Below are 19,879 nucleotides of genomic sequence, written 5' to 3'. Positions count from 1 at the left end.
GGGATGTTCTCCAATCTGGGCTGATTTGATGGGGTCTTCGGCGTTCCTCGGGGAGGCGGGCATGGAGACGGCGGAGTGGTACCGGTACTTCGCGGAGCGCGAGGTCAGGGGACACAGCCCGGCCTACGAGGCGCTCGCCCTCGGAATCGCCGCCGACCCCCGGCTGCTCGAACTGATCGACGGTCTGCCGGAGCCGAAGCGGCAGCCGAACCTGCTGCTGGCCGCCGTGCGCTTCCTCGGCGGGCCGTACGACGAGTTCGGCCGCTTCCGGGAGTGGACCGCGAGCCACTGGGCCGAGGTGCGGGAGACGATGCTCGCCCGGAGGACGCAGACCAACGAGGCGGGCCGGTGCGCGAGCCTGCTGCCGGTGCTGGCGAGGCTGCCGCAGCCGCTGGCCCTGGTGGAGGTGGGCGCCTCGGCGGGGCTGTGCCTCTACCCCGACCGCTACCGCTACCGCTACGACGACGGCCCCGAGATCGGGCCGGCCGGAAGCCCGGTCCTGCTCACCTGCCGGACGAACGGGAAGGTGCCGGTGCCGCAGCGCCTCCCCGAGGTCGTGTGGCGGGCCGGGCTGGACCTCGACCCCGTCGACGTACGCGACGACGAGGCGGTGCGCTGGCTGGAGTGCCTGGTGTGGCCGGAACAGACCGACCGGCTCGCGCGGCTGCGCGGGGCGGTGCGGATGGCGCGGCAGGACCCGCCGCGCCTGGTGCGCGGGGACGCCGCGGCGGCCCTGCCCGATCTCGTCGCCGCCGCGCCAGCCGGGGCGACGGTCGTCGTCTTCCACAGCGCGGTCATGCCCTACCTGGACGCCGAGGCGCGGGACCGCTTCGTCGCACTCGTACGCAACCTGCCGGTGCGGTGGATCTCCAACGAGGGCTCGCCCCGGCTGCCCTTCCTTCTTCCGAAACTGACGGCCGACCTGCCGGAGAGGCGGCTGGCGTTCCTGCCCGCCCTCGACGGGGAGCCGCTCGCGATGGCCGGGCCGCACGGCGAGTGGCTGGACTGGCTCGCCTGAATCGTACGGCCGGCCCTGGACCGGCTCGCGGCCGACCTGGAGTCGGGCCGCTGGCACGAGCGCCACCGCGACCTGCTTGGCATGGAGGAGTACGACGCCGGATATCGGCTTCTCGTCGCCGATCTGTGAGCCGATCTGTGAGCCGATCCGCGAGCCGATCTGTGAGCCGAGCTGTTGGTCGGGGCGTGGGATCCGCACCGCGGGGGGTAAGGACAGACCGGAAGGAGAAGGCATGCCCGAGTCTGCGGAGACGGAGCGGCTGCGCCAGGTCGTCGACGAGGTGGTCCACGACGGCCTCTGTATGACGCGCCGCGACTCCACTCCGCCGCCGCGGACAACCACGTGCCGGCCGAGACCCTGGCCTTCCGGCCCTGCGCACGAGAAGGAGGAGGGGTGACGCGATGCGATCCGGCCCGGTGACGATGCGGATGCGGCGCTACCTGCCCGACGGCAATCCGTTACGGCGCGGAACCGACCGCGTCGAGTTCGTGGCCGTCCTGGCCTTCCTCATCCTGGCCGTGCTGAGCGCGGTCGCGGCGTTCGCCGTGGGCGCCGCCGTCTATCGCAGCGGCGTGGCCGAGGAGCATTCCGGGCGGTGGGTGACGGCCACCGTCACGCGGGACGCGCCGGCGGCCACCTGGGTCGCGGTGGAGGGCACCGCCGCGCGGCTGCGTACGGGCGTCGCCTGGACGGCCGCCGACGGCCGTACGGTGACCGGCCAGGCGCCGGTTTCCTCGGCGGCCAAGGCCGGCACGCCCGTGCGGATCTGGCTGGATCGCGAGGGCCGGCCGGGCGACGGCCCACGGAGCCGGATCGACACGGTCGCGGACGGCGTCGCGTCGGGAACGGCCACGGCGGCGTTGTCGCTGACGGCCCTGCTGGCGTGCCTCGCCCTCGTCCGCCGCCGTCTGGATCACCGCAGGTACGCCGCCTGGGACGCCGGATGGCTCGCGATGAACCGGCGGCGCAAGCCCGAGGACGCGTGAGCGGGCACCGGTCTCGCGCTCGCGATGCCGTGAGGCCGCCAGCCATTCCGTGAGGCCGCTCGGGATGCCGTGAGACAGACCGGCCGTGCCCGGCCGGTCACCGGTCGCCCTCGTCCTCCTCGTCGTCGGGCGGCAGGCCGGTGCCCGCCACCGTGTCGGCGAGCTGGTCGTCGTCGAGCCGTCCGGTCGGCGGCTGCCCGAACGTTCCTCCTCCGGAGGCCCCGCCGCCCGAGATCCCCTTGCCGCCGACGATGCCGGCGGCGTCCTGGTCCGCCTGCTCCACCGACCCCTGCCGAGTGGCCCGGATGCCGGGCGTCCGGTTCTTGAACCGCGGGTCGTCCTGCGCGTTGGTCGCCAGCTCCTCGGCGAGCTGCTTCGGGTTCATCTTCTTCTCGTCCATACGGGCCGCCGTACCCGGCGGCCCGTATGGCATTCCTCCGTCAGCGCACCTCAGAGCTCGGCCGGGACCCGCTGCGCCGGAACGCTCGCCTCCTGGCGGCTGCGCAGCGTCTCCAGGCCGACCAGGTCGTCCGGCTCGGCGTCCGGGGTCTCCTGGTCGAACCTCGCCAGGGCCGGGTGACGCAGGGCCAGCGTGATCGTGAGCGCGATGGCCAGGCCGCACACCACGTACAGCAGGCCGATGCCGCGGCCCTCGCCGACCCCGATCACCGTGCCGACCGTGCCGGCCAGCGGGCCGTCCGGCCGCATCAGCGGCTCGAAGACCAGACCCACCAGCCAGGCCTGTACGGCCAGGCCGACCGGCTGGGTCGACAGCGCGAGCATCCGGTTGATCGAGATGACCCGGGCGTGGTAGCGCTGGGGCACCTTCGAGTGGATGATCGTCAGCCAGATGCCGTCGCTGATCGTCATCATCAGCGACATACCGAAGGCGCCGACCGTGATGAGGATGAGCGACGGGCGCAGACCGGCGATCGCGCAGAAGATCCCGAGCACGCCGGCGGCCGCCAGCATGCCGAACATCCGGCGGTCGCGCGGGCCGCCCCACAGCGTGATGATCACGCCGCCGCATACCGCCCCGATCCCGGCGAGCAGCGCCACCCGCCCGGTGTCGGCCAGCTCGCCGACCGACAGCACCAGCGGCGAGATCATGATGAACCCGGTGAACAGGAAGAAGTTCACGATGAACATCGTGAAGGCCATGGCCCGCAGGCCCCGCCGCCGCAGCAGGTAGCGGAAGCCGGCGCGGATCTCGGCGGAGACGGTCTCCCTGCGCCGCCAGGCCATCGTGGCCGGGAAGCGCACGAGCAGGGTCACGCCGAACGCGATCGCGTAGCAGATCACGTTGGCGGTCAGGATGCCCTCGATGCCGATCAACGCCAGCACGGCGACGGAGAACAGCGGGACCATGAGCTGGGCCACGGCGTTGCCGAGCTGGACGACGCCGCCGACGTGGTGCAGGTAATGCTTGGGCGCGAGTTGCGGGCCCGCCGACTGCCAGGCCACCCGTTGCAGGGTCACCGATATCGACAGCAGCACCAGCAGGCCGTACAGCAGGGGCATGTTCAGCACGTCGGCGGTCATCAGCGCGAGCAGCGCGGCCTGCACGGCCAGGGAGATGCCGTCGGCCGCCAGCATCGCCCGCTTGCGGTCGTACCGGTCGACGAGCGCGCCGATCAGCGGCGCGAGGACGAGCCCCGGCACCAGCCCGATGATGGCGAACAGCCCGAACTGCACCAGCGAACCGCTCTTCAGGTACGCCCAGATCGGCACGGCGAACTCGGTCATCACGGCGCCGATCATGGAGACGATCTGACCGGTCGCCACCGTGAAGAACCGGCCCAGGCTGGGCTGCGGCCCGGCGACGTCGGCCCGCCGGTCGTCGGACACGGCCTGCCGCCACCAGGTCGCCGGCGCGCCGGGCTCGGGGACGTGCCACTCCTGCGGACGATCCACCGTGGTGTGGGCGGTCGTGACGATCGCGGCCAGCTCTTCGGCGCGGTATCGGAGGAAGTAGTGGCCGGCCTCGGCCATCACGACCAGCGCGGTGGTCTCGGAGACGCAGTGCCAGTCGCGGTAGCGCTCCTGGTAGAAGTCGGTCAGCGCGTCGCGGTCGCCGACGATCGAGATCACCGGGGCGCGCAGCTGCGGGCTCTGCTGCTCCACGAGCTCGCTGAAGTAGTCCTCACCGGCCCGCGCGTCCACCCGCATCGTGCGGATGATGTGGTCGACCTGCTCGGGATCGAGATCCTGCAGGTCGGCGCCCATCGCACGCAGCCAGTTGGCGTGCGCGTTGGCGTTGTCCAGCGCCTTGCTGCGGAAGATCCGCCCGAGCAGGCCGTTGAAGCCCTTGCTCGGGGTGGCGAACGGGAAGCTGCCGCCCGTGTAGACGGCCTCGACGCGCCGCCCGGCCGCCTCGAGCCGCCGCGCGATCTCGGCGGTCAGCGCGCTGCCGACGCAGTGGCCGTACAGCGCGACGGGGCCGCGCACGCGGTCGACCACCTCGTCGCAGACCCGCTGGGCGGCCTCGTGGAACGGGATGGTGCTCTCCTCGACGCCCAGCTCGTGGCCGGGCAGGGCGACCGCGAACAGCGAGTGGCCCTCCGGCAGCGCGTCGGCCAGCGGCTGGTAGACCATCGCGCTGGCCCCGCCGTACGGGATGCAGACCAGGGACAGCGTCGGCGCCTTGACCGGCCGGGTGAGCTCGACCAGCAGGCCGCGCGGGCCGTCCTCGGTGTCTTCCGGCGCCTGCCGGGCGGCGTCGATCAGCGCGGCCAGGTCCCGCACGGTGCGGTTGGCGATCGCGTCGAGCACGGTCACCTGGTAGCCGTCGGCGGGCAGCGCCTGGCGCAGCTTGGCGACCATGCGGATGAGCAGCAGCGAGTGGCCGCCGAGCGCGTTGAAGTCGCTGTCGATCGAGACGGCCTCGATGCCGAGGACCTCCCGCCAGACGCCGGCCACCACGATCTCGGTCTCGGTCGTCGGCTCGGCCAGGTCGTCGCCCACCCGGACCACCGGATCGGGCAGCGCCTTGCGGTCCACCTTGCCGTTGGCGTTGAGCGGGATGGTCTCCAGCGGCACGAACACCGACGGGACCATGTATTCCGGCAGCCGTGTCGCGCAGTGCTCCGCCAGCTCGGACAACTCCGGACCTGTGGGGACGTAGTAGGCGACGAGCCGCTTGTCCTCCGGCGTGAACGCGTGCACGGTGACGACCGCGTCGCGCACGCCGGGGTGGTCGAGGACGGCCGCGCGCACCTCGTCCAGCTCGATGCGGTAGCCGCGGATCTTCACCTGGTCGTCGAACCGGCCGAGGAAGGCCACGTTCCCGTCGCGCGTCCAGGCCACCCGGTCGCCGGTGCGGTACATCCGCCCGCCCCCATCCCCGGAAGCGGGATGGAAGGGGTCGGGAAGGAACCGCTCCTCGGTGAGGTCCGGCCGGTTCATGTAGCCGCGGGTGACGCCCACGCCGCCGACGTACAGCTCGCCCGGCACGCCGACCGGCTGCAGCCGCCGGTTGGCGTCCAGGACGTACATCCGCATGTTGGGCAGCGGGCGCCCGATCGGGACGACCTCCACGAGCTGGGCGTCCCGCACCGGATAGATACACGTCCCGACGGACGCCTCGGTGGGGCCGTACTCGTTGATCAACCGGCCCGGGCCGAGCATCTCCAGCCACCGGTTGGCCATCGAGCCGGGCAGCGCCTCGCCCGCCACGACGATCTTCCCGGCGAGCGCCGCGGCCTGCCGGGCGTCGATCTGGTGACCGAGCACCTCCAGGTGGCCGGGGGTGCACTTGATGAAGCCGTACGGCCCGCCCGCCGCCAGCAGCGCGCCCAGCTCGCCCATGTCGAAGTCCTGCGGCAGCACGGTGACCCGCTGACCGGTGACGAGCGGCGCCCACAGGTTGGGCACCACGAGGTCGAACGCCACCGAGCCGAACAGCGGGGCGCCGCCGTCGCCCTGGGACGCCAGGTCCTCCACCGCCCACCACACGTGGTTCACCAGCCCGCGATGGGTGACCTGCACGCCCTTCGGCTTGCCGGTGGACCCCGACGTGAAGATCACATAGGCCAGCCGGTCGATGTCGTACGGCACGCCGGCCGGGTCGCGCGGCTGCGCGTCGAGCAGGCCGCCGTCCACGTCCACGATGTCCACGTCCACGATGTCCACGTCCGCGCCGTCCATGCGGACGCCGTCGAACAGCTGCGCGTAACCCGCCGAGGTCAGGACCAGCGGGGTCGCGGCGATCGACAGCATGTCGCGGACGCGCTGCGCGGGGAACTTGGGATCCATCGGCAGGTAGGCCGCGCCCGCCTTCCACACGCCCATCAGGCAGGCGATGAGGTCCGGGGTCCGGTCGAGCAGCACGCCCACCGTGTCCTCGGGGCCGACGCCCCGCTCGCGCAGCAGGTGGGCGACCTGGTTGGCGCGGGCGTGCAGCTCGGCGTACGTGGTCGTGCGGCCCTCGAAACGGACCGCGACCGCGTCGGAGTCCGCGTGGCGCTCCAGCAGCTCGGGCAGGGCCACGTCCGGGTACGGCCGGGCCGTGTCGTTCCAGGCGCCCAGCACCACGTCGCGCTCGGCGTCGGTGAGCAGCTCCAGGTCGGCCCGTGGGGTGTCCGGGGCGGCGGCGATCCGCTCGGCCAGCGCCCGGTAGTGCCCGGCCATCCGGACGACGGAGTCCGCGTCGAACCGGTCCTTCTGGTAGGTGAGGTAGAGCTCGGGGTCGCCGGCGCCGTTCAGGTGCACGAGCAGCGCGAGGTCGTAGGTGAAGTCGTCGACCTCGTGCTCCCAGACCGACGCCTCCAGCCCGGGCCAGCGCCCGCGCTGGTCGCGGAAGACGCGCAGCGAGAAGCCGACGGTGGACAGCGAGAAGTTGCGGGCGTCCCGGTCGCTCAGCGCCCCGGCCAGTTCCGAGAACGGCAGGTGGTTGGCGAGCGCCTCGCCGAGCCTGCGCCGCACCCCGGCCGCCGCCTCCCGGAACGACGCGGCGCCCGACAGGTCGGCGCGCAGCGGCAGGGCGTTGACGAAGCAGCCCAGCACGGGCTCCAGCTCCACCCGGCGCCGGCCGCCGTCCACCGTGGCGATCGTCAGGTCGCCCTGCCCGGTGTAGCGCGCGAGCATCATCGAGAAGACCGTGAGCAGGGCCACGAACGGGGTGGTTCCGGCGCCGCCGGCCTCCTGCAGCGCCCGCAGGACCTCGTCCGGCAGCGTGAACAGGTGGCAGTCGCTCCGGTTGCCCTCGGTGAGGGTCTGGCCGTCCCGTGCGATGGGAAGCTCCACCGCGCTCGCGCCGTCGAGCCGGTCGCGCCAGTAGGCGAGCCGCCGCTCGCGCTGCTCGCCGGTCAGCTCACGCCGCGACCAGGCCGCGTAGTCGGCGTACTGGAGCGGCGGCGTGGCCACCTCGGCGGGCCGGCCCTCGTGGGCGGACGCGTACACGCTGGTCAGCTCGTCCACGATGATGCCGACCGACCACCCGTCGCAGGCGATGTGGTGGCAGACGAACATCAGCACGTGGTCCTCGTCGGCCAGGCGGACCAGCGTCGTGCGGTGGACCGGCCCGGTCTCCAGGTCGAAGCGTTCCACGGCGGCTCTGGACGTGATCTCCCGGGCCCGGGCCTCCCGCTCGGCCTCCGGCAGCTCCCGCAGGTCGACGACGTCGAGCGGCGCCGGTCCGGGGTCGAGGACGATCTGGCGGGGCTCGTGCCCGTCGCCCTCGTAGACCGTACGCAGGATCTCGTGGCGTTCGACCAGGCTGTCGAGGGCGACGGTCAGGGCCCGGGTGTCGAGCGGGCCGGTGAGCCGCAGGCCGATCGTGGCGTTCGGCGCAGGAGCGCCCTCGGCGAAGCGGGCGCCGAGCCACATCTGGGTCTGCTCGTAGGAGCAGGGAGCGGGTCCCCCGCCGCGCGGGGTGATCGCGTCCGCGGCGGCGGCCCTGGCGGCTCTGGCGGCGAGGAGCCGGCGCAGGGCCTCCTGCCTGCGTGGGGAAAGCGACGCTATTAGATGCTCGTTTTCAGTCGTCGGCGATATCGTCACCGAGCGTTCTCCTCTCTGCGCAATTCATGCGCAGGACCAGCTGACCACGCAGAAAAGTGGTTGAACCAGAAAACGCTTGATCATCGATTCCGCGGGATCTTGCCGCGTCTCTCGCCGCGTTTCGGGCCGACGTGCATGGGAGCGCTCCCACGAAAGGGATTGTTTTACGATACGTGATGCACGCTGGGTAACGCAAGCCTCACTTCTACCTGCGGTCAGGTGCGAAGAGTATTGGGAAATCGACCTTCCGTCATCGGCTGTGGCGTGCAGAACATGAGTGGTCGTCAGCATTGCCGGCGGACACAGATGGGTGTCGGATAATTTGACTGACACCGTCGAGAAAACGGATGAAACATGTTTCTTGCGCGTGACCCGATTCGGGTTCTATGTTGGCCGCCGGAATCTCTTTCCGCAGGGGCGCCGCCTATTCGAGGGCCCGCCTGCCTCCTTAATTCGACTTTTCCCCGTGCTCGGCCGCGGCCTGATCCCGCGCAGAAGGAGGACGCATGGACGACTTCTGGAAGCCTCTGGAAATAACCCCGGACGGCTCCGCCGCCACACCCGAGGGGCTGATGGAACGGCTGCGCGGATTGAACCTGGGCGACCTGCTGGTCCGGGAGAAGGCGCTCGTCTTCCGGGGGTTCGGCGTGACGCCCGAGACCCTCGGTCCCGTCATGGACCTGCTGCTGCCCAACCGGCTGGCCTACGTCCACGGCAACTCGCCCCGCACCAAGGTGGGCGGCAACGTCTACACCTCGACCGAGTACCCGCCCGAGTACACGATCTCCATGCACAACGAGTTGTCGTACTCCGCCACCTGGCCCTCGCGGCTGCTGTTCTACTGCGAGAAGGCGGCCGAGACCGGCGGGGCCACCCCCGTCGTGGACGGCGTGCGCTGGCTGGAGTCGCTCGACGACGAGGTCAGGGAGGCCTTCGCCAAGGGCGTGCGCTACACCCAGAACCTGCACGCCGGCCGGGGACTCGGCAAGAGCTGGCAGGAGACGTTCGAGACCGAGGACCGCGACGAGGTGGCCGGGTTCCTCGACCGGATCGGAGCGGACTGGCAGTGGCGGCCCGACGGCGGCGTGCGGATCTCCCAGATCAGGCCCGCCACCACCCGGCACCCCGTGACCGGGACCGAGGTGTGGTTCAACCAGGCCGACCAGTGGCACCCCGCCTCGCTGGGCGACGAGGCCGCGGCCATGCTCGCCGAACTCATGCCGCCGGAGGAGCTGCCGCAGTCGGTGACGTTCCCCGACGGCGCCCCGATCCCCGGTGAGTACGTGATCCAGGTGCGCGACCGGGGCCTGGACAACGCGGTGGACGTCGACTGGCGGAACGGTGACCTGCTGCTGATCGACAACGTGCTGGTCGGGCACGGCCGCAGGCCCTTCACCGGCTCCCGCCGGATCCTCGTGGCCATGTCCGACTGATCGCGCTCTCGAAAGGGAAACCGCAGTGAACAAGATCGGACTTGGGGTCGCCGCGACCTTCACCGCCGAGCCGCTCGGGGACGCGCTGAGGTTCTGGCTCGCCGAAATCGGCGTCGAAGGGGAGGTCGCCTTCGCTCCGTACGACCAGGTCTTCCCCTCGCTCCTCGACCCGGGCAGCGTGCTCGGCCGGGCCGGCGCCGCCGTCGTGCTGGTCCGGGCGGAGGATCTGGTCGCCGAGGATTCGGCCGCAGGGGATCTGGCCGCCGGGCAGGACGGGCTCGACCAGGTGGAGGCCGTGGCCACCGACCTCGTCGCCGCGCTGCGCACCTCGGCGCGCGCGACCGGCACGCCCCACGTGCTCGTCGTCTGCCCTCCGTCGCCCGAGCACGGCTCCCCCGAGGCCCACGCGCGCCTCGCCTCCAGACTGGCCCGGGCGTTCGAGGGCGACCGGGCCGTTTCCGTGCTCACCTCCGCCGAGCCGTACGAGCCGGCGCCGGAGGCCGTCCACGACGCCTTCGCCGACCGGACCGGCAACGTCCCCTACACCGACCGTTACTTCGCCGCGCTGGCCGCCGCGGCCGCCCGCCGCCTGCACGCCATGACCACCCCGCGTCCCAAGGTCGTCGCTGTGGACTGCGACGGCACACTCTGGGACGGCGTGGTCGGCGAGGACGGCCCCGACGGCGTGGTCATCGGCCCGCAGCGGCTGGAGATCTGGCGGGAGCTGGCCCGCCAGGTCGCTGCGGGCAGGCTGCTGTGCCTGTGCAGCAAGAACGAGGAGAAGGACGTCCGCGAGGTGTTCGCCCGGCATCCGGAGCTGCCGGTCGGCCTGGACGACGTCGCCGCGATGCGCGTCGGGTGGGAGGCCAAGTCTCAGTCGCTGCGCTCGCTCGCCGCCGAGCTCGACCTCGGGCTCGACTCGTTCGTCTTCCTCGACGACAGCCCGGTCGAGTGCGCCGAGGTCCGGGCCGGCTGCCCCGAGGTGCTGACCCTCCGGCTCCCGGCCGGCGCCGCGGAGGCGGCGGCCTTCCTCCGCCACTGCTGGCCGCTCGACCTGACCGCGGTCACCGAGGCCGACCGCGAGCGCACCCGCCGCTACCAGGAGGAGCGGCAGCGAGAGCAGGCCAGGGGCGAGATGTCCCTCGCCGACTTCTTCGCCGCGCTCGACCTGCGGGTGACCATCACCCCCGCCGGTCCCGAGCACGAGGTCCGGGCCGTTCAGCTCGCCGAGCGGACCAACCAGTTCAACCTCTCGGGGGCGCGCCGCCTGGACGGCGAGGAGAAGTTCGTCGTGGACGTGCGCGACCGCTTCGGGGACTACGGCGTCGTCGGCCTCACCGACGTGCGTACGGAGGGGGACACGCTGCGCGCCGGCGCGTTCCTGCTCAGCTGCCGGGCGCTCGGGCGCGGGGTGGAGCACCGCATGCTCGCGCACCTGGGGGCGCTCGCGCGGGAGCGCGGGCTGGCCCGGGTGGCCCTCGCCTTCCGGGCGACCGAGCGCAACCAACCGGCCAGGGACTTCCTGGCCGCCCTGCCGGCGACGGTGGAGCCGTCCGGCGAGGAGGAGGCCTGGTACGTCCTCGGCGCGGCGGACGCGGCGGCCGTCGTCCACACGCTGGGCCCTGCTGAGGAGAGGGCAGCGGGGCCCGCCGGGACCACCGGACCCGTCGAACCCGCCGCCTCCGCCGGCTGGGCGGCCGTCGAACGGATCGCGACCCGGCTGACCGGCGCCGACGCGATCCTCGACGCCATGCGGGCGGCCCGTCCCGTGACGGAGGTGGCCGGAGCGAGCCCCGTCGAGGCGGCGGTCATGCGGATGTGGGCCGAGCTGCTCGACGTGGCGCCGACCTCGGTGAGCGACGGCTTCTTCCAGCTGGGCGGCCACTCGCTGCGGCTGGTGCAGTTCATGGCGCGGGTGCGCGCCGAGTTCGGCGTCGAGCTGCCCTTCGACACGCTCTACACCACCTCGTTCACCGTCGCGGAGGTCGCGAAGGCGATCGAGGAGCGGCAACTGGCCGACGCCGACGACGAGGAGCTGGCCGGGCTGCTCGACGAGCTCGCGGGCCTGTCGGACGAGGAGATCGACGCCCTGCTCGACTCGGGGAACGGCTGATCCGCATGGCCACGATGCTGCTGAGCACCCACGGCACCAACGGCGACGTGCTCCCGTTCGTACGGATCGGGCGCGAGCTGGCCGCGCGCGGCCACGACGTCGTCGTGATGACGCACTCCTGGTTCGCCGACCGGATCGCGGCAGCGGGCCTGCGGCACCTGCCGATCGACACGGCGGAGGGCTACGACCGGCACCTGGACGACGCCCGGCGCTACATGCTCGATCCCCTGAAAGACCCCGAAGGCGTGCTCGCGCTCTACCGGCGCAACGGCCTGTTCGAGCTGCTGGCCGACGAGGTCCGCATGATCGAGGCGCACTACCGGCCGGGGGAGACCGTGGTGGTCGCCCGGCACACCTCGGGCATCGCCGCGCTGATGGCCGCCGAGCGTCGCGGGGTGCCGGTCGCGCTGGTGTCCGTCACACCCCACCAGTACGTCTCGTTGCCGGTGCTCGGGAACCTCTTCAGACGCGTGCTCGGGCAGGGGTACGACGACGTCTTCCAGGAGTTCGGCCTGCGGCCGGTGCGCGACTGGGTCGCCTACCTGACGAGCGCCAAGACCCAGCTCGCGCTGTGGCCGGAATGGTTCGACGCGGCGGGCCTCCCGGCGCCGGCGGGCGTCGTCCGCTGCGGGTTCGTGCTCGGCGACACGGCGGAGGGGACGGTCCCGGACTGGGCCGAGCCACCGGTGCTGATCACCGGTGGCACCGGGCAGGTGCTGCACGATCGGTTCTACGACGTGGCGGCGCGGGCGTGCCGGCGGATCGGGAGGAAGGCCCTGCTGGTGAACCGGCACCCGTCGTTCCAGCCCGAGTCGCTGCCCGACGGGGTGGAGTGGGTGCCCTCGGCGCCGTTCGCGACGGTCATGCCCCATGTCGCCGCGGTCGTCCATCACGGCGGGATCGGCACACTCGCCCGCGCGCTGTCCTCGGCGACCCCGCAGGTGCTGCTCGCGCACGGCGTCGACCGTCCGGACAACGCCGAGCGGCTGGAGCGCGCCGGGGTGGCGACCTGGCTGCCCGTGACGCACTGGACCGAGGACCGGACGGCCGACCTGCTGGCCCGGGCCCTGGACTCCGCGGCCCCCGGCGCGGCCGGCGGCGGATACCGGGAGCGGATCGCGCCGCTCGCGGCCGACGCGGCGTCGGAGGACTCCGTGCGTGTCGCGGCCGAGCACGCCGAGGCGCTCATCGGGACCGACGCGGTCATGACGCGGCCGGATCCGCGCGAGCGGCTGGCGCGTCTCACCCCGGAGCAGCGCACGCGCCTGGCCGCCATGGCACGCGCCCGCCGGAGCGCGTGAAGGAGGGTCCTCGCGGTCGACGGGCCCTTGTCGCGCGCCCGGGCGTGGGTGACGATGGCGCCTGAAGACGCGGAGAGTGAGGGCGCCGTGACCAACCCATGGCTCGCGCTTGAATCCGGGGCCGACGCGACGGAGCGTGCCGGTGAGCTGCGCCGCGCTCACGAGCGCTTCCTGTCGGCCGGGGCGATCGACGGCCCGATCGACGGTCCGGTGCGGGCGGTGGTCGCCGACTCGTGGCGGCGGTCGGCCCGTGCCGTCGACCCCGACGCGCTCGCGCCGCTCGAACTGACCGACGCCGGGCTGGAGGAGTATCGCAGCGCGCACCCGCTGGCCAAGGTGCTGCCGCTGTTCCGCGATCTGCTGGGCGGCATCGCCGACGACGGGAGGCACCTGCTCGCGGTGTGCGACGCGGCCGGCCGGCTGCTGTGGGTCGAGGGACATCGCGGGGCGCGGGCGCGGGCCGAGCGGATGAACTTCGTCGCCGGGGCCCGGTGGGACGAGTCCCACGCGGGCACCAACGCCCCCGGCGTCGCGCTCACGGTCGGCCACCCGGTGCAGATCTTCGCGGCCGAGCACTTCGCGGTGCCGGTGCAGCCGTGGACCTGCGCCGCCGCGCCGGTCCACGACCCGCACACCGGCCGCCTGCTCGGCGCGGTCGACGTCACCGGCGGCGACAATCTGGCCAGCCCCTACAGCCTGGCCCTCGTCCAGGCGGCGGCCCGCGCCGCCGAGGCCCACCTTGCTTCCAACCGCGGGGCGACGCTTCCCGTTGCGGGCCCGGCGTCCGCCGTGACGCTCACGGCACTGGGCCGGGACGACGCCGTGCTCACCGAGGGCCCGCGCCGCATCAGGCTCGGCCCCCGGCACAGCGAGATCGTCGTGCTGCTGGCCTGCCACCCCGGGGGGTTGAGCAGCGACCAGCTCAGCGCGGAACTGTACGGCGACCGCATGCTGAACCCCGTCACACTCCGCGCGGAGCTGTCCCGGCTGCGCCACCGGCTCGGCCCACTGCTCGACTCCCGTCCGTACCGGCTGCGGGTGCCGGTGCGGGCCGACTTCCAGGCGCTCGCCGAGCACCTGGCCGACGCGAACCCCGACGCCGCGCTGCGGGCCTACCGGGGGCCGCTCCTGCCCGGCTCGGACGCGCCCGGCGTCGTCTGGCAGCGCCGCCTGCTGGACGACGGCGTACGCGACCTGCTGGTGGCCCGGCGCGACCCCGCGCTGCTCGAACGATGGACGCGGGCGCCGTGGGGAAGGGACGACATCGTCGCCTGGCAGGCGTTGCTGGCCGCGCTGCCCGCCGGATCCCCGGCGCGGGCGCGGGCAGGCAGGCGGGTGCGCGACCTCGACGCGGAGTACGGCCTGCCGTCCCGGTGAGAGGGCTCAGGTGAGGTCGCGAAGCCAGCGGAGGGCGACGGCCGCCGCCAGGCGCGGCGGCACGGTGCCCGCCCCGAGCCCGACGTCGACGAGCAGGTCGAACACCTCGGTGCGGCGGGCGGCGACGGTGATCGCCGCGTCGATGAAGCCGGGGGAGCGGGCGGCCAGGGCGAGCATGTCGGTGGTGCGCAGGTGCCGCCCGAGCGCCCCGCGCAGCCCGCGCCGGTAGGCCCGCAGCGGGTGGTCCGGCGAACCGATCGCCGCCTCGGCGGCAAGCCGCCCCGACAGCAGCGCGTAGTAGATGCCCTCGCCGGTCAGCGGGTTGACGAGGCTCGCCGCGTCGCCGGCCAGCAGCACCCGGCCCGCCCCCGGCACCGGCCGCCCGCTCGACAGCGGCAGGTGATGTGCCCGCAGGTCGCGGACGGGCGAGCTGATCTCACCCAGCAGGGGCAGGAGCCGGGCCAGCCGCCCGTGCAGGATCTCGCGGCCCGGCAGCCCGGTCTGTCTCAGCGTCGGCAGCAGCAGGCCGTAGCCGACGTTGGCCGTGCCGTCGCCCACCGGGAACGACCAGGCGTAGGCCGGCCAGGCCTCGCTCCGCATGACGATGACCTGCTCGTCGTCGTCCGGCGGCACGTCGGCGTACCCGCGCACCGCGATCGCCGTGTGCCGGTCCGGGCTCGGCGGTACGCCGATCAGCCGCCGTACGGACGAGTTGGCGCCGTCGGCGGCGACGACCACCCGGGCGACCAGGTGGCCGTCGATCACGATGTGCCCGCCGAGGGCGGTCAGCGTACGCACGCGGTGGCGGCGCACCTCCACGCCGCGCGCCCGCGCCGCCTCGACCAGCCGGGCGTCGAAGACCCGGCGGGGCACCACGTGGTTGGGCCGCGCGACGACGGCCGAGACGTGGGCTCCGCCGGGGGACGTCACCGACAGGCGCGGCGTCGGGCGGTGGTCGTCGAGCAGGCCGGGCAGCCCGAGCAGCGCGAGCTCCTGCCGCGCGTGGGCCGCGATGCCGTCGCCGCACGCCTTGTCACGCGGGAAGGCCGCCCGGTCGAGCAGCAGCACCCGGCAGCCGGGATCGAGCTGCCTGGCCCGCAGCGCGGTGGCCGAGCCCGCCGGCCCGGCGCCGACCACCACCAGGTCCCAGACGTCGTCCACATTTACAGACCGTACGTGGAGAACAGGTTGTTGGTGGGCCAGGACTTCACCGAATTGGCGGCGGTGTGGAGAAGGGAGTCGATGGCGCCGTAGTTCAGCCCCGAGGCGTCGTCGCGCTGGTCGAACAGCACGACCCAGCTCAGCCCGTCGTAGCGCCGCACCATGAGTGTGGAGGTGCCGGCCAGCGACCCCGTGTGCCAGGTGTTGAGGCCCCCGGTGACCGGGCGGACCTGCCAGCCGAGGCCGTAGTACCAGCCATCGGGGTTGACTCCGATCGACGGCTTGGCGAACGCCTTGGAGATCGACGCCGAGGTCAGCACGCCGGCCGCGTCGAAGAGGGTGGTGAACTTGGCCAGGTCGACGGCCGTGGCGAGCCAGCCGCCGTGCGCGGCCATGTTCTCGAGGTTGAACCCGCCGTACGGGAAGGGCACCACGGAGCCGGAGGTGTCGATCACGCTCTTGCCGGTGTACTGCGAGAAGTACGGCGCCTCGCCCGACTTGCGGAGGCTCTTCGCGGTCCTGCCGAGCGTCATCCGGCTGATCTTGAGGGGCGTCAGCACCTTGCTCTGGACGTAGCTCGCGTAGGAGACCCCGCTCGCCTTCTCGATGATCTTCTGCAGGAGAACGTACCCGTAGTTCGAGTACGCGTATGTCGTGCCCGGCGCGTGGTCGAGCTTGAGGCCGGACGTGTGCTTGACGATGTGCGCCTGCGTGATCGGCAGAGAGACGCCGAGCGCCGAGGCGATGACCTGGTCCCTGAACATCGGGTCGCCCGAGACCGCGGAATCCCACCCGCCGAGGTGCTGCAGCAGGTGGGTCACGGTGACGTTGGCGAGGCGGGGGTCGGCGGTCGTGCTCAGCCCCAGCAGCGGCGCGACCTTGGCCGAGAGGCTGAGCTTGCCGTCCTGCGCCAGCTTCAGCACCGCGGCGGCGGTGACCGGCTTGCTCAGGCTCGCGATGCGGAACAGCGAGGTGGGTCCCGCCGAGAACGAGGTGTCCGCCGTCCAGTTGTAGCCCCGGGCGAGCACGAGCTTGCCCTTGCGGACCACGGCCAGGGACGCGTAGGGGATCGCCCGGTCCGTCATGAAGCGCTTCAGCGTGTCGTCGAACGGCTTGAGCGATGTCGCGCTGCGGCCGGTGACGCTCCAGGCGCGGGCCGCCGCGCTCGCCGGTGACGTGGGGAGCCCGCCGGCCAGCCCCGCCGCGGCGCCGCCCGCCAGCAGGCGAAGGGCGTTCCTCCGGGAGACGGAAAACGTTTCCGAAATCATGACGGCTGATCTTAGGGGAGATTTGACCGTCCATAACCGAGTTTCTGACCAAGCCGACCGGAGGCTGTGTGCGGAAGGACGCGCGGAAGGACGCAACGTGTCGGCAACGTGCCCGCGGCTAACGTCCGGGGCGTCAGACCCACACCCTGTCCGGGAGGTCCATCTCATGACCCGTTACGCCGCGCCGGGACAGCCGGACGCCGTCATGGCGTACGAGCAGCGTTACGACCACTGGATCGGCGGCGAGTACGTCCCGCCGCAGCGGGGGCGGTACTTCGAGAACCCCACGCCGGTGACCGGTCAGACCTTCACCGAGGTCGCGCGCGGCACGGCCGAGGACGTCGAGCGCGCGCTGGACGCCGCGCACGGCGCCGCGCCCGCCTGGGGGCGTACGTCCGCGGCCGAGCGGGCGAACATCCTCAACCGGATCGCCGACCGCATGGAGCAGAACCTGGAGCGGCTCGCCGTCGCGGAGACCTGGGAGAACGGCAAGCCGATCCGGGAGACGCTGGCCGCCGACATCCCGCTGGCCATCGACCACTTCCGCTACTTCGCGGGGGCGATCAGGGCCCAGGAGGGCAGCCTGTCGGAGATCGACGCCGACACCGTCGCCTACCACTTCCACGAGCCGCTCGGCGTCGTCGCGCAGATCATCCCGTGGAACTTCCCGATCCTGATGGCCACCTGGAAGCTCGCGCCGGCGCTGGCCGCCGGCAACGCCGTGGTCCTCAAGCCGGCCGAGCAGACCCCGGCGTCGATCCACTACTGGATGAGCCTGGTCGCCGACCTTCTCCCGCCGGGCGTCCTCAACATCGTCAACGGGTTCGGCGTCGAGGCGGGCAAGCCGCTGGCCTCCAGCGCGCGGGTCGCGAAGGTGGCGTTCACCGGGGAGACCACCACCGGGCGGCTGATCATGCAGTACGCCAGCGAGAACATCAAGCCGGTCACGCTGGAGCTGGGCGGCAAGAGCCCCAACATCTTCTTCGACGACGTGTCCTCCGCCGACGACGAGTTCTTCGACAAGGCGCTGGAGGGCTTCACGATGTTCGCGCTCAACCAGGGAGAGGTGTGCACCTGCCCCTCCCGGGGGCTCATCCAGCAGGGCCACTACCGGCGCTTCCTGGAGGCCGCGGTCGAGCGTACGGAGAAGATCGTCCGCGGCCACCCGCTCGACCTGGCCACCATGGTCGGCGCCCAGGCGTCCAACGACCAGCTGGAGAAGATCCTGTCCTACCTCGACATCGGCCGGCAGGAGGGCGCCACGGTGCTCACCGGCGGGCACCGCGCCGACCTCGGCGGCGAGCTGTCGGGTGGCTACTACGTCGAGCCGACGATCTTCGAGGGCGCCAACGACATGCGGGTGTTCCAGGAGGAGATCTTCGGGCCGGTCGTCTCGGTGACCTCGTTCACCGACTTCGACGACGCCATAAAGATCGCCAACGACACGTTGTACGGCCTCGGGGCGGGCGTGTGGACTAGGGACGTCAACAAGGCGTACCGGGCCGGCCGCGCCATCCAGGCCGGGCGGGTCTGGACGAACTGCTACCACGCCTATCCCGCCCACGCCGCCTTCGGCGGCTACAAGCAGTCGGGCATCGGCAGGGAGACGCACAAGATGATGCTCGACCACTACCAGCAGACCAAGAACCTGCTGGTCAGCTACTCGCCCTCGAAGCTCGGCTTCTTCTGATGCCCGAGATGTCCCGCGTGGACCTCACCCCTGCGGCCGCCGGCCTCATCCGGCGGCTGCGGGCGGCCCACGGCCCGCTGATGTTCCACCAGTCCGGCGGCTGCTGCGACGGCAGCGCCCCGATGTGCTACCCGGAGGGCGAGTTCCGCACCGGCTCCTCGGACGTGCTGCTCGCCTCGCTGACCGTCGAGGGCGTCGACGAGCCGGTCACGTTCTGGATGTCGGCGAGCCAGTTCGAGCGCTGGCGGCACACGCATCTGACCGTGGACGTCGTCCCCGGCCGGGGCAGCGGCTTCTCCCTGGAGGCGCCCGAGGGCGTGCGCTTCCTGATCCGTTCCCGCCTGCTCACCGACGCCGAACGCGCCGCCCTCGACGGCTGACGATCGCCCCGCGTATCCTCACGATCCGCAATGTTCCCATCACAATGTGTGGCAACTTGATAAGTTCAATTAGCTTCGGGTGAGACTTATCAAGTGCGGGAGGTGGCGCGTGGCGGGCAGGGGCAGGCCGAGCCGGACCACGGTGTACGCACGTCTGGATATGGCGCTCGCCGAACTGAACGACCGGCTCGGAGGCTTGCCCAACCCCCGCGAGGCCCAGGAGATCTGGAACGACATCTGGCACGAGGAGGCCCATCACTCCACGGCCCTCGAGGGGAACACCCTTGTGCTCCGTGAGGTTCGAGCGCTTCTCGACCAGGGCAGGGCGGTGGGAGCGAAAGCCCTCCGCGAGTACAACGAGGTACGCGGCTATGCCACGGCGGCGCAGTGGGTCTACGGGCAGGCGCTGGAGCCGGATGCCTGGCATGACGGAAACCTCATCACGATCAACGAGGTCCGGAGGGTGCACCACGCGGCGATGACTCCGGTATGGGATGTCGCGCCACATCCGGACGCGACGGATCGAGAGGGGCCGGGACACTTCCGCGAGCACGACATCATGCCTTTTTCCGAAGGGATGACGCCGCCGCCCTGGCCCTTGGTGCCCGAGCAGGTCGGTCAGTGGGTCGCGGACGTGCGCGCTCTGGGCAAGCAGATCGAGGGGGGTGGAGAGCTTGAGCATCCCCTGCCCGAGGAACTGGCCAGACTGCACAACGGCTTCGAGCGAATCCACCCCTTCCTCGATGGCAATGGTCGTACCGGACGTCTCGTCGTGAATCTCGTTCTCGTCCGGCTTCGCTACCCTCCGATCATCATTTTGAAGCGACAGCGTTCCTCCTACCTCGCAGCACTGCGCCGAGCGGACGACGGGGACTACGGTGCGCTGGGTGAATTGATCGCACGTGCGATGGAGGACAACCTCAATCGCTTCATCGTCCCGAATATCGCCGGGCCTGCCCGGCTGGTCCCACTGGCGGCGCTCGTCGACGAGGAGTTCAGCCTCGCGGCACTCCGGCAGGCTGCTCAGCGCGGCCGTCTCAAAGCCGTCCAGGGATCCGACGGGATCTGGAGGTCCTCACGTAAGTCCGTCGAGGCGTACCGAGTCTCGAAGCACCAGCGACCGGCGGCGCGTGGTTGAGACACGGGGGAGGCCGC

At 72.1% G+C, this 19,879-nt stretch carries 14 protein-coding genes; 10 read left to right on the top strand and 4 right to left on the bottom strand.

Translation table 11 applies throughout. The annotated features are described in order from the left end of the window. Positions 1-28: 28 nt before the first annotated feature. The 3 genes from ACGFIB_RS22715 (at position 29) to ACGFIB_RS22705 (ending at position 2,004) form a co-directional block, all read left to right on the top strand. Entirely contained in the window at positions 29-1,018 is a 990-nt protein-coding gene (locus ACGFIB_RS22715; RefSeq protein ID WP_357261004.1) for a DUF2332 domain-containing protein, read from the top strand. Between the two features lie 232 nt (positions 1,019-1,250). Further along, positions 1,251-1,415: a hypothetical protein gene (locus ACGFIB_RS22710; protein WP_393374715.1), complete on the top strand. Its 165-nt coding sequence runs from the start codon at positions 1,251-1,253 to the stop codon at positions 1,413-1,415. 4 nt (positions 1,416-1,419) lie between these two features. After that, the gene (locus ACGFIB_RS22705) at positions 1,420-2,004 is read left to right on the top strand and encodes an Rv1733c family protein (RefSeq protein ID WP_142573937.1); all 585 of its coding nucleotides are present in this window, start codon (positions 1,420-1,422) and stop codon (positions 2,002-2,004) included. Between the two features lie 97 nt (positions 2,005-2,101). On the opposite strand, the gene ACGFIB_RS22700 is transcribed toward ACGFIB_RS22705, so the two are convergent. Beyond that, on the bottom strand, positions 2,102-2,404 hold the full coding sequence (locus tag ACGFIB_RS22700) for a hypothetical protein (protein ID WP_357251479.1): 303 nt from the start codon (positions 2,402-2,404) through the stop codon (positions 2,102-2,104). A gap of 50 nt (positions 2,405-2,454) precedes the next feature. Then, a complete protein-coding gene (locus ACGFIB_RS22695; RefSeq protein ID WP_393374712.1) occupies positions 2,455-8,001 on the bottom strand; it encodes a non-ribosomal peptide synthetase/MFS transporter in 5,547 nt (1,848 codons plus the stop codon). Between the two features lie 506 nt (positions 8,002-8,507). Between ACGFIB_RS22695 and ACGFIB_RS22690 the strand changes: the two genes are divergently transcribed. The 4 genes from ACGFIB_RS22690 to ACGFIB_RS22675 all read left to right on the top strand — a co-directional run bounded on the left by ACGFIB_RS22690 (position 8,508) and on the right by ACGFIB_RS22675 (position 14,225). Next, entirely contained in the window at positions 8,508-9,434 is a 927-nt protein-coding gene (locus ACGFIB_RS22690; RefSeq protein WP_393374709.1) for a TauD/TfdA family dioxygenase, read from the top strand. 25 nt (positions 9,435-9,459) lie between these two features. Further along, entirely contained in the window at positions 9,460-11,547 is a 2,088-nt protein-coding gene (locus tag ACGFIB_RS22685; RefSeq protein ID WP_393374706.1) for an HAD-IIIC family phosphatase, read from the top strand. Between the two features lie 5 nt (positions 11,548-11,552). After that, on the top strand, positions 11,553-12,848 hold the full coding sequence (locus ACGFIB_RS22680) for a glycosyltransferase (RefSeq protein WP_357251467.1): 1,296 nt from the start codon (positions 11,553-11,555) through the stop codon (positions 12,846-12,848). Between the two features lie 87 nt (positions 12,849-12,935). Further along, positions 12,936-14,225, top strand: a complete 1,290-nt coding sequence (locus ACGFIB_RS22675) for a GAF domain-containing protein (RefSeq protein ID WP_357261025.1) — start codon at positions 12,936-12,938, stop codon at positions 14,223-14,225. A 6-nt stretch (positions 14,226-14,231) separates the two neighbouring features. On the opposite strand, the gene ACGFIB_RS22670 is transcribed toward ACGFIB_RS22675, so the two are convergent. Continuing rightward, positions 14,232-15,386 (bottom strand): NAD(P)/FAD-dependent oxidoreductase, encoded by a 1,155-nt coding sequence (locus ACGFIB_RS22670; protein WP_393374703.1) that lies wholly within the window; start codon positions 15,384-15,386, stop codon positions 14,232-14,234. A 2-nt stretch (positions 15,387-15,388) separates the two neighbouring features. Next, on the bottom strand, positions 15,389-16,654 hold the full coding sequence (locus ACGFIB_RS22665) for a serine hydrolase domain-containing protein (RefSeq protein ID WP_393374700.1): 1,266 nt from the start codon (positions 16,652-16,654) through the stop codon (positions 15,389-15,391). Between the two features lie 166 nt (positions 16,655-16,820). Between ACGFIB_RS22665 and adh the strand changes: the two genes are divergently transcribed. The 3 genes from adh to ACGFIB_RS22650 all read left to right on the top strand — a co-directional run bounded on the left by adh (position 16,821) and on the right by ACGFIB_RS22650 (position 19,862). Continuing rightward, on the top strand, positions 16,821-18,344 hold the full coding sequence (gene adh, locus ACGFIB_RS22660) for an aldehyde dehydrogenase (protein ID WP_142573919.1): 1,524 nt from the start codon (positions 16,821-16,823) through the stop codon (positions 18,342-18,344). A gap of 8 nt (positions 18,345-18,352) precedes the next feature. Further along, positions 18,353-18,724 (top strand): DUF779 domain-containing protein, encoded by a 372-nt coding sequence (locus ACGFIB_RS22655; RefSeq protein ID WP_142574040.1) that lies wholly within the window; start codon positions 18,353-18,355, stop codon positions 18,722-18,724. Between the two features lie 142 nt (positions 18,725-18,866). Continuing rightward, entirely contained in the window at positions 18,867-19,862 is a 996-nt protein-coding gene (locus ACGFIB_RS22650) for a Fic family protein (protein ID WP_393374697.1), read from the top strand. The last annotated feature ends 17 nt before the right edge of the window (positions 19,863-19,879 follow it).

Source organism: Microbispora bryophytorum (genome assembly GCF_043197435.1).
Lineage (GTDB): Bacteria > Actinomycetota > Actinomycetes > Streptosporangiales > Streptosporangiaceae > Microbispora > Microbispora bryophytorum.
Note: the sequence above shows the minus strand (reverse complement) of the source record. Positions and strands in the feature narration are given on the sequence as shown.

What these genes read in the sequence shown, in the direction of transcription:
- ACGFIB_RS22715 (WP_357261004.1), top strand. Translation starts at nt 29, where the DNA reads ATGGGGTCTTCGGCGTTCCTCGGGGAGGCGGGCATGGAGACGGCGGAG.
- ACGFIB_RS22710 (WP_393374715.1), top strand. Translation starts at nt 1,251, where the DNA reads ATGCCCGAGTCTGCGGAGACGGAGCGGCTGCGCCAGGTCGTCGACGAG.
- ACGFIB_RS22705 (WP_142573937.1), top strand. Translation starts at nt 1,420, where the DNA reads ATGCGATCCGGCCCGGTGACGATGCGGATGCGGCGCTACCTGCCCGAC.
- ACGFIB_RS22700 (WP_357251479.1), bottom strand. Translation starts at nt 2,404, where the DNA reads ATGGACGAGAAGAAGATGAACCCGAAGCAGCTCGCCGAGGAGCTGGCG.
- ACGFIB_RS22690 (WP_393374709.1), top strand. Translation starts at nt 8,508, where the DNA reads ATGGACGACTTCTGGAAGCCTCTGGAAATAACCCCGGACGGCTCCGCC.
- ACGFIB_RS22680 (WP_357251467.1), top strand. Translation starts at nt 11,553, where the DNA reads ATGGCCACGATGCTGCTGAGCACCCACGGCACCAACGGCGACGTGCTC.
- ACGFIB_RS22665 (WP_393374700.1), bottom strand. Translation starts at nt 16,654, where the DNA reads ATGATTTCGGAAACGTTTTCCGTCTCCCGGAGGAACGCCCTTCGCCTG.
- adh (WP_142573919.1), top strand. Translation starts at nt 16,821, where the DNA reads ATGACCCGTTACGCCGCGCCGGGACAGCCGGACGCCGTCATGGCGTAC.
- ACGFIB_RS22655 (WP_142574040.1), top strand. Translation starts at nt 18,353, where the DNA reads ATGTCCCGCGTGGACCTCACCCCTGCGGCCGCCGGCCTCATCCGGCGG.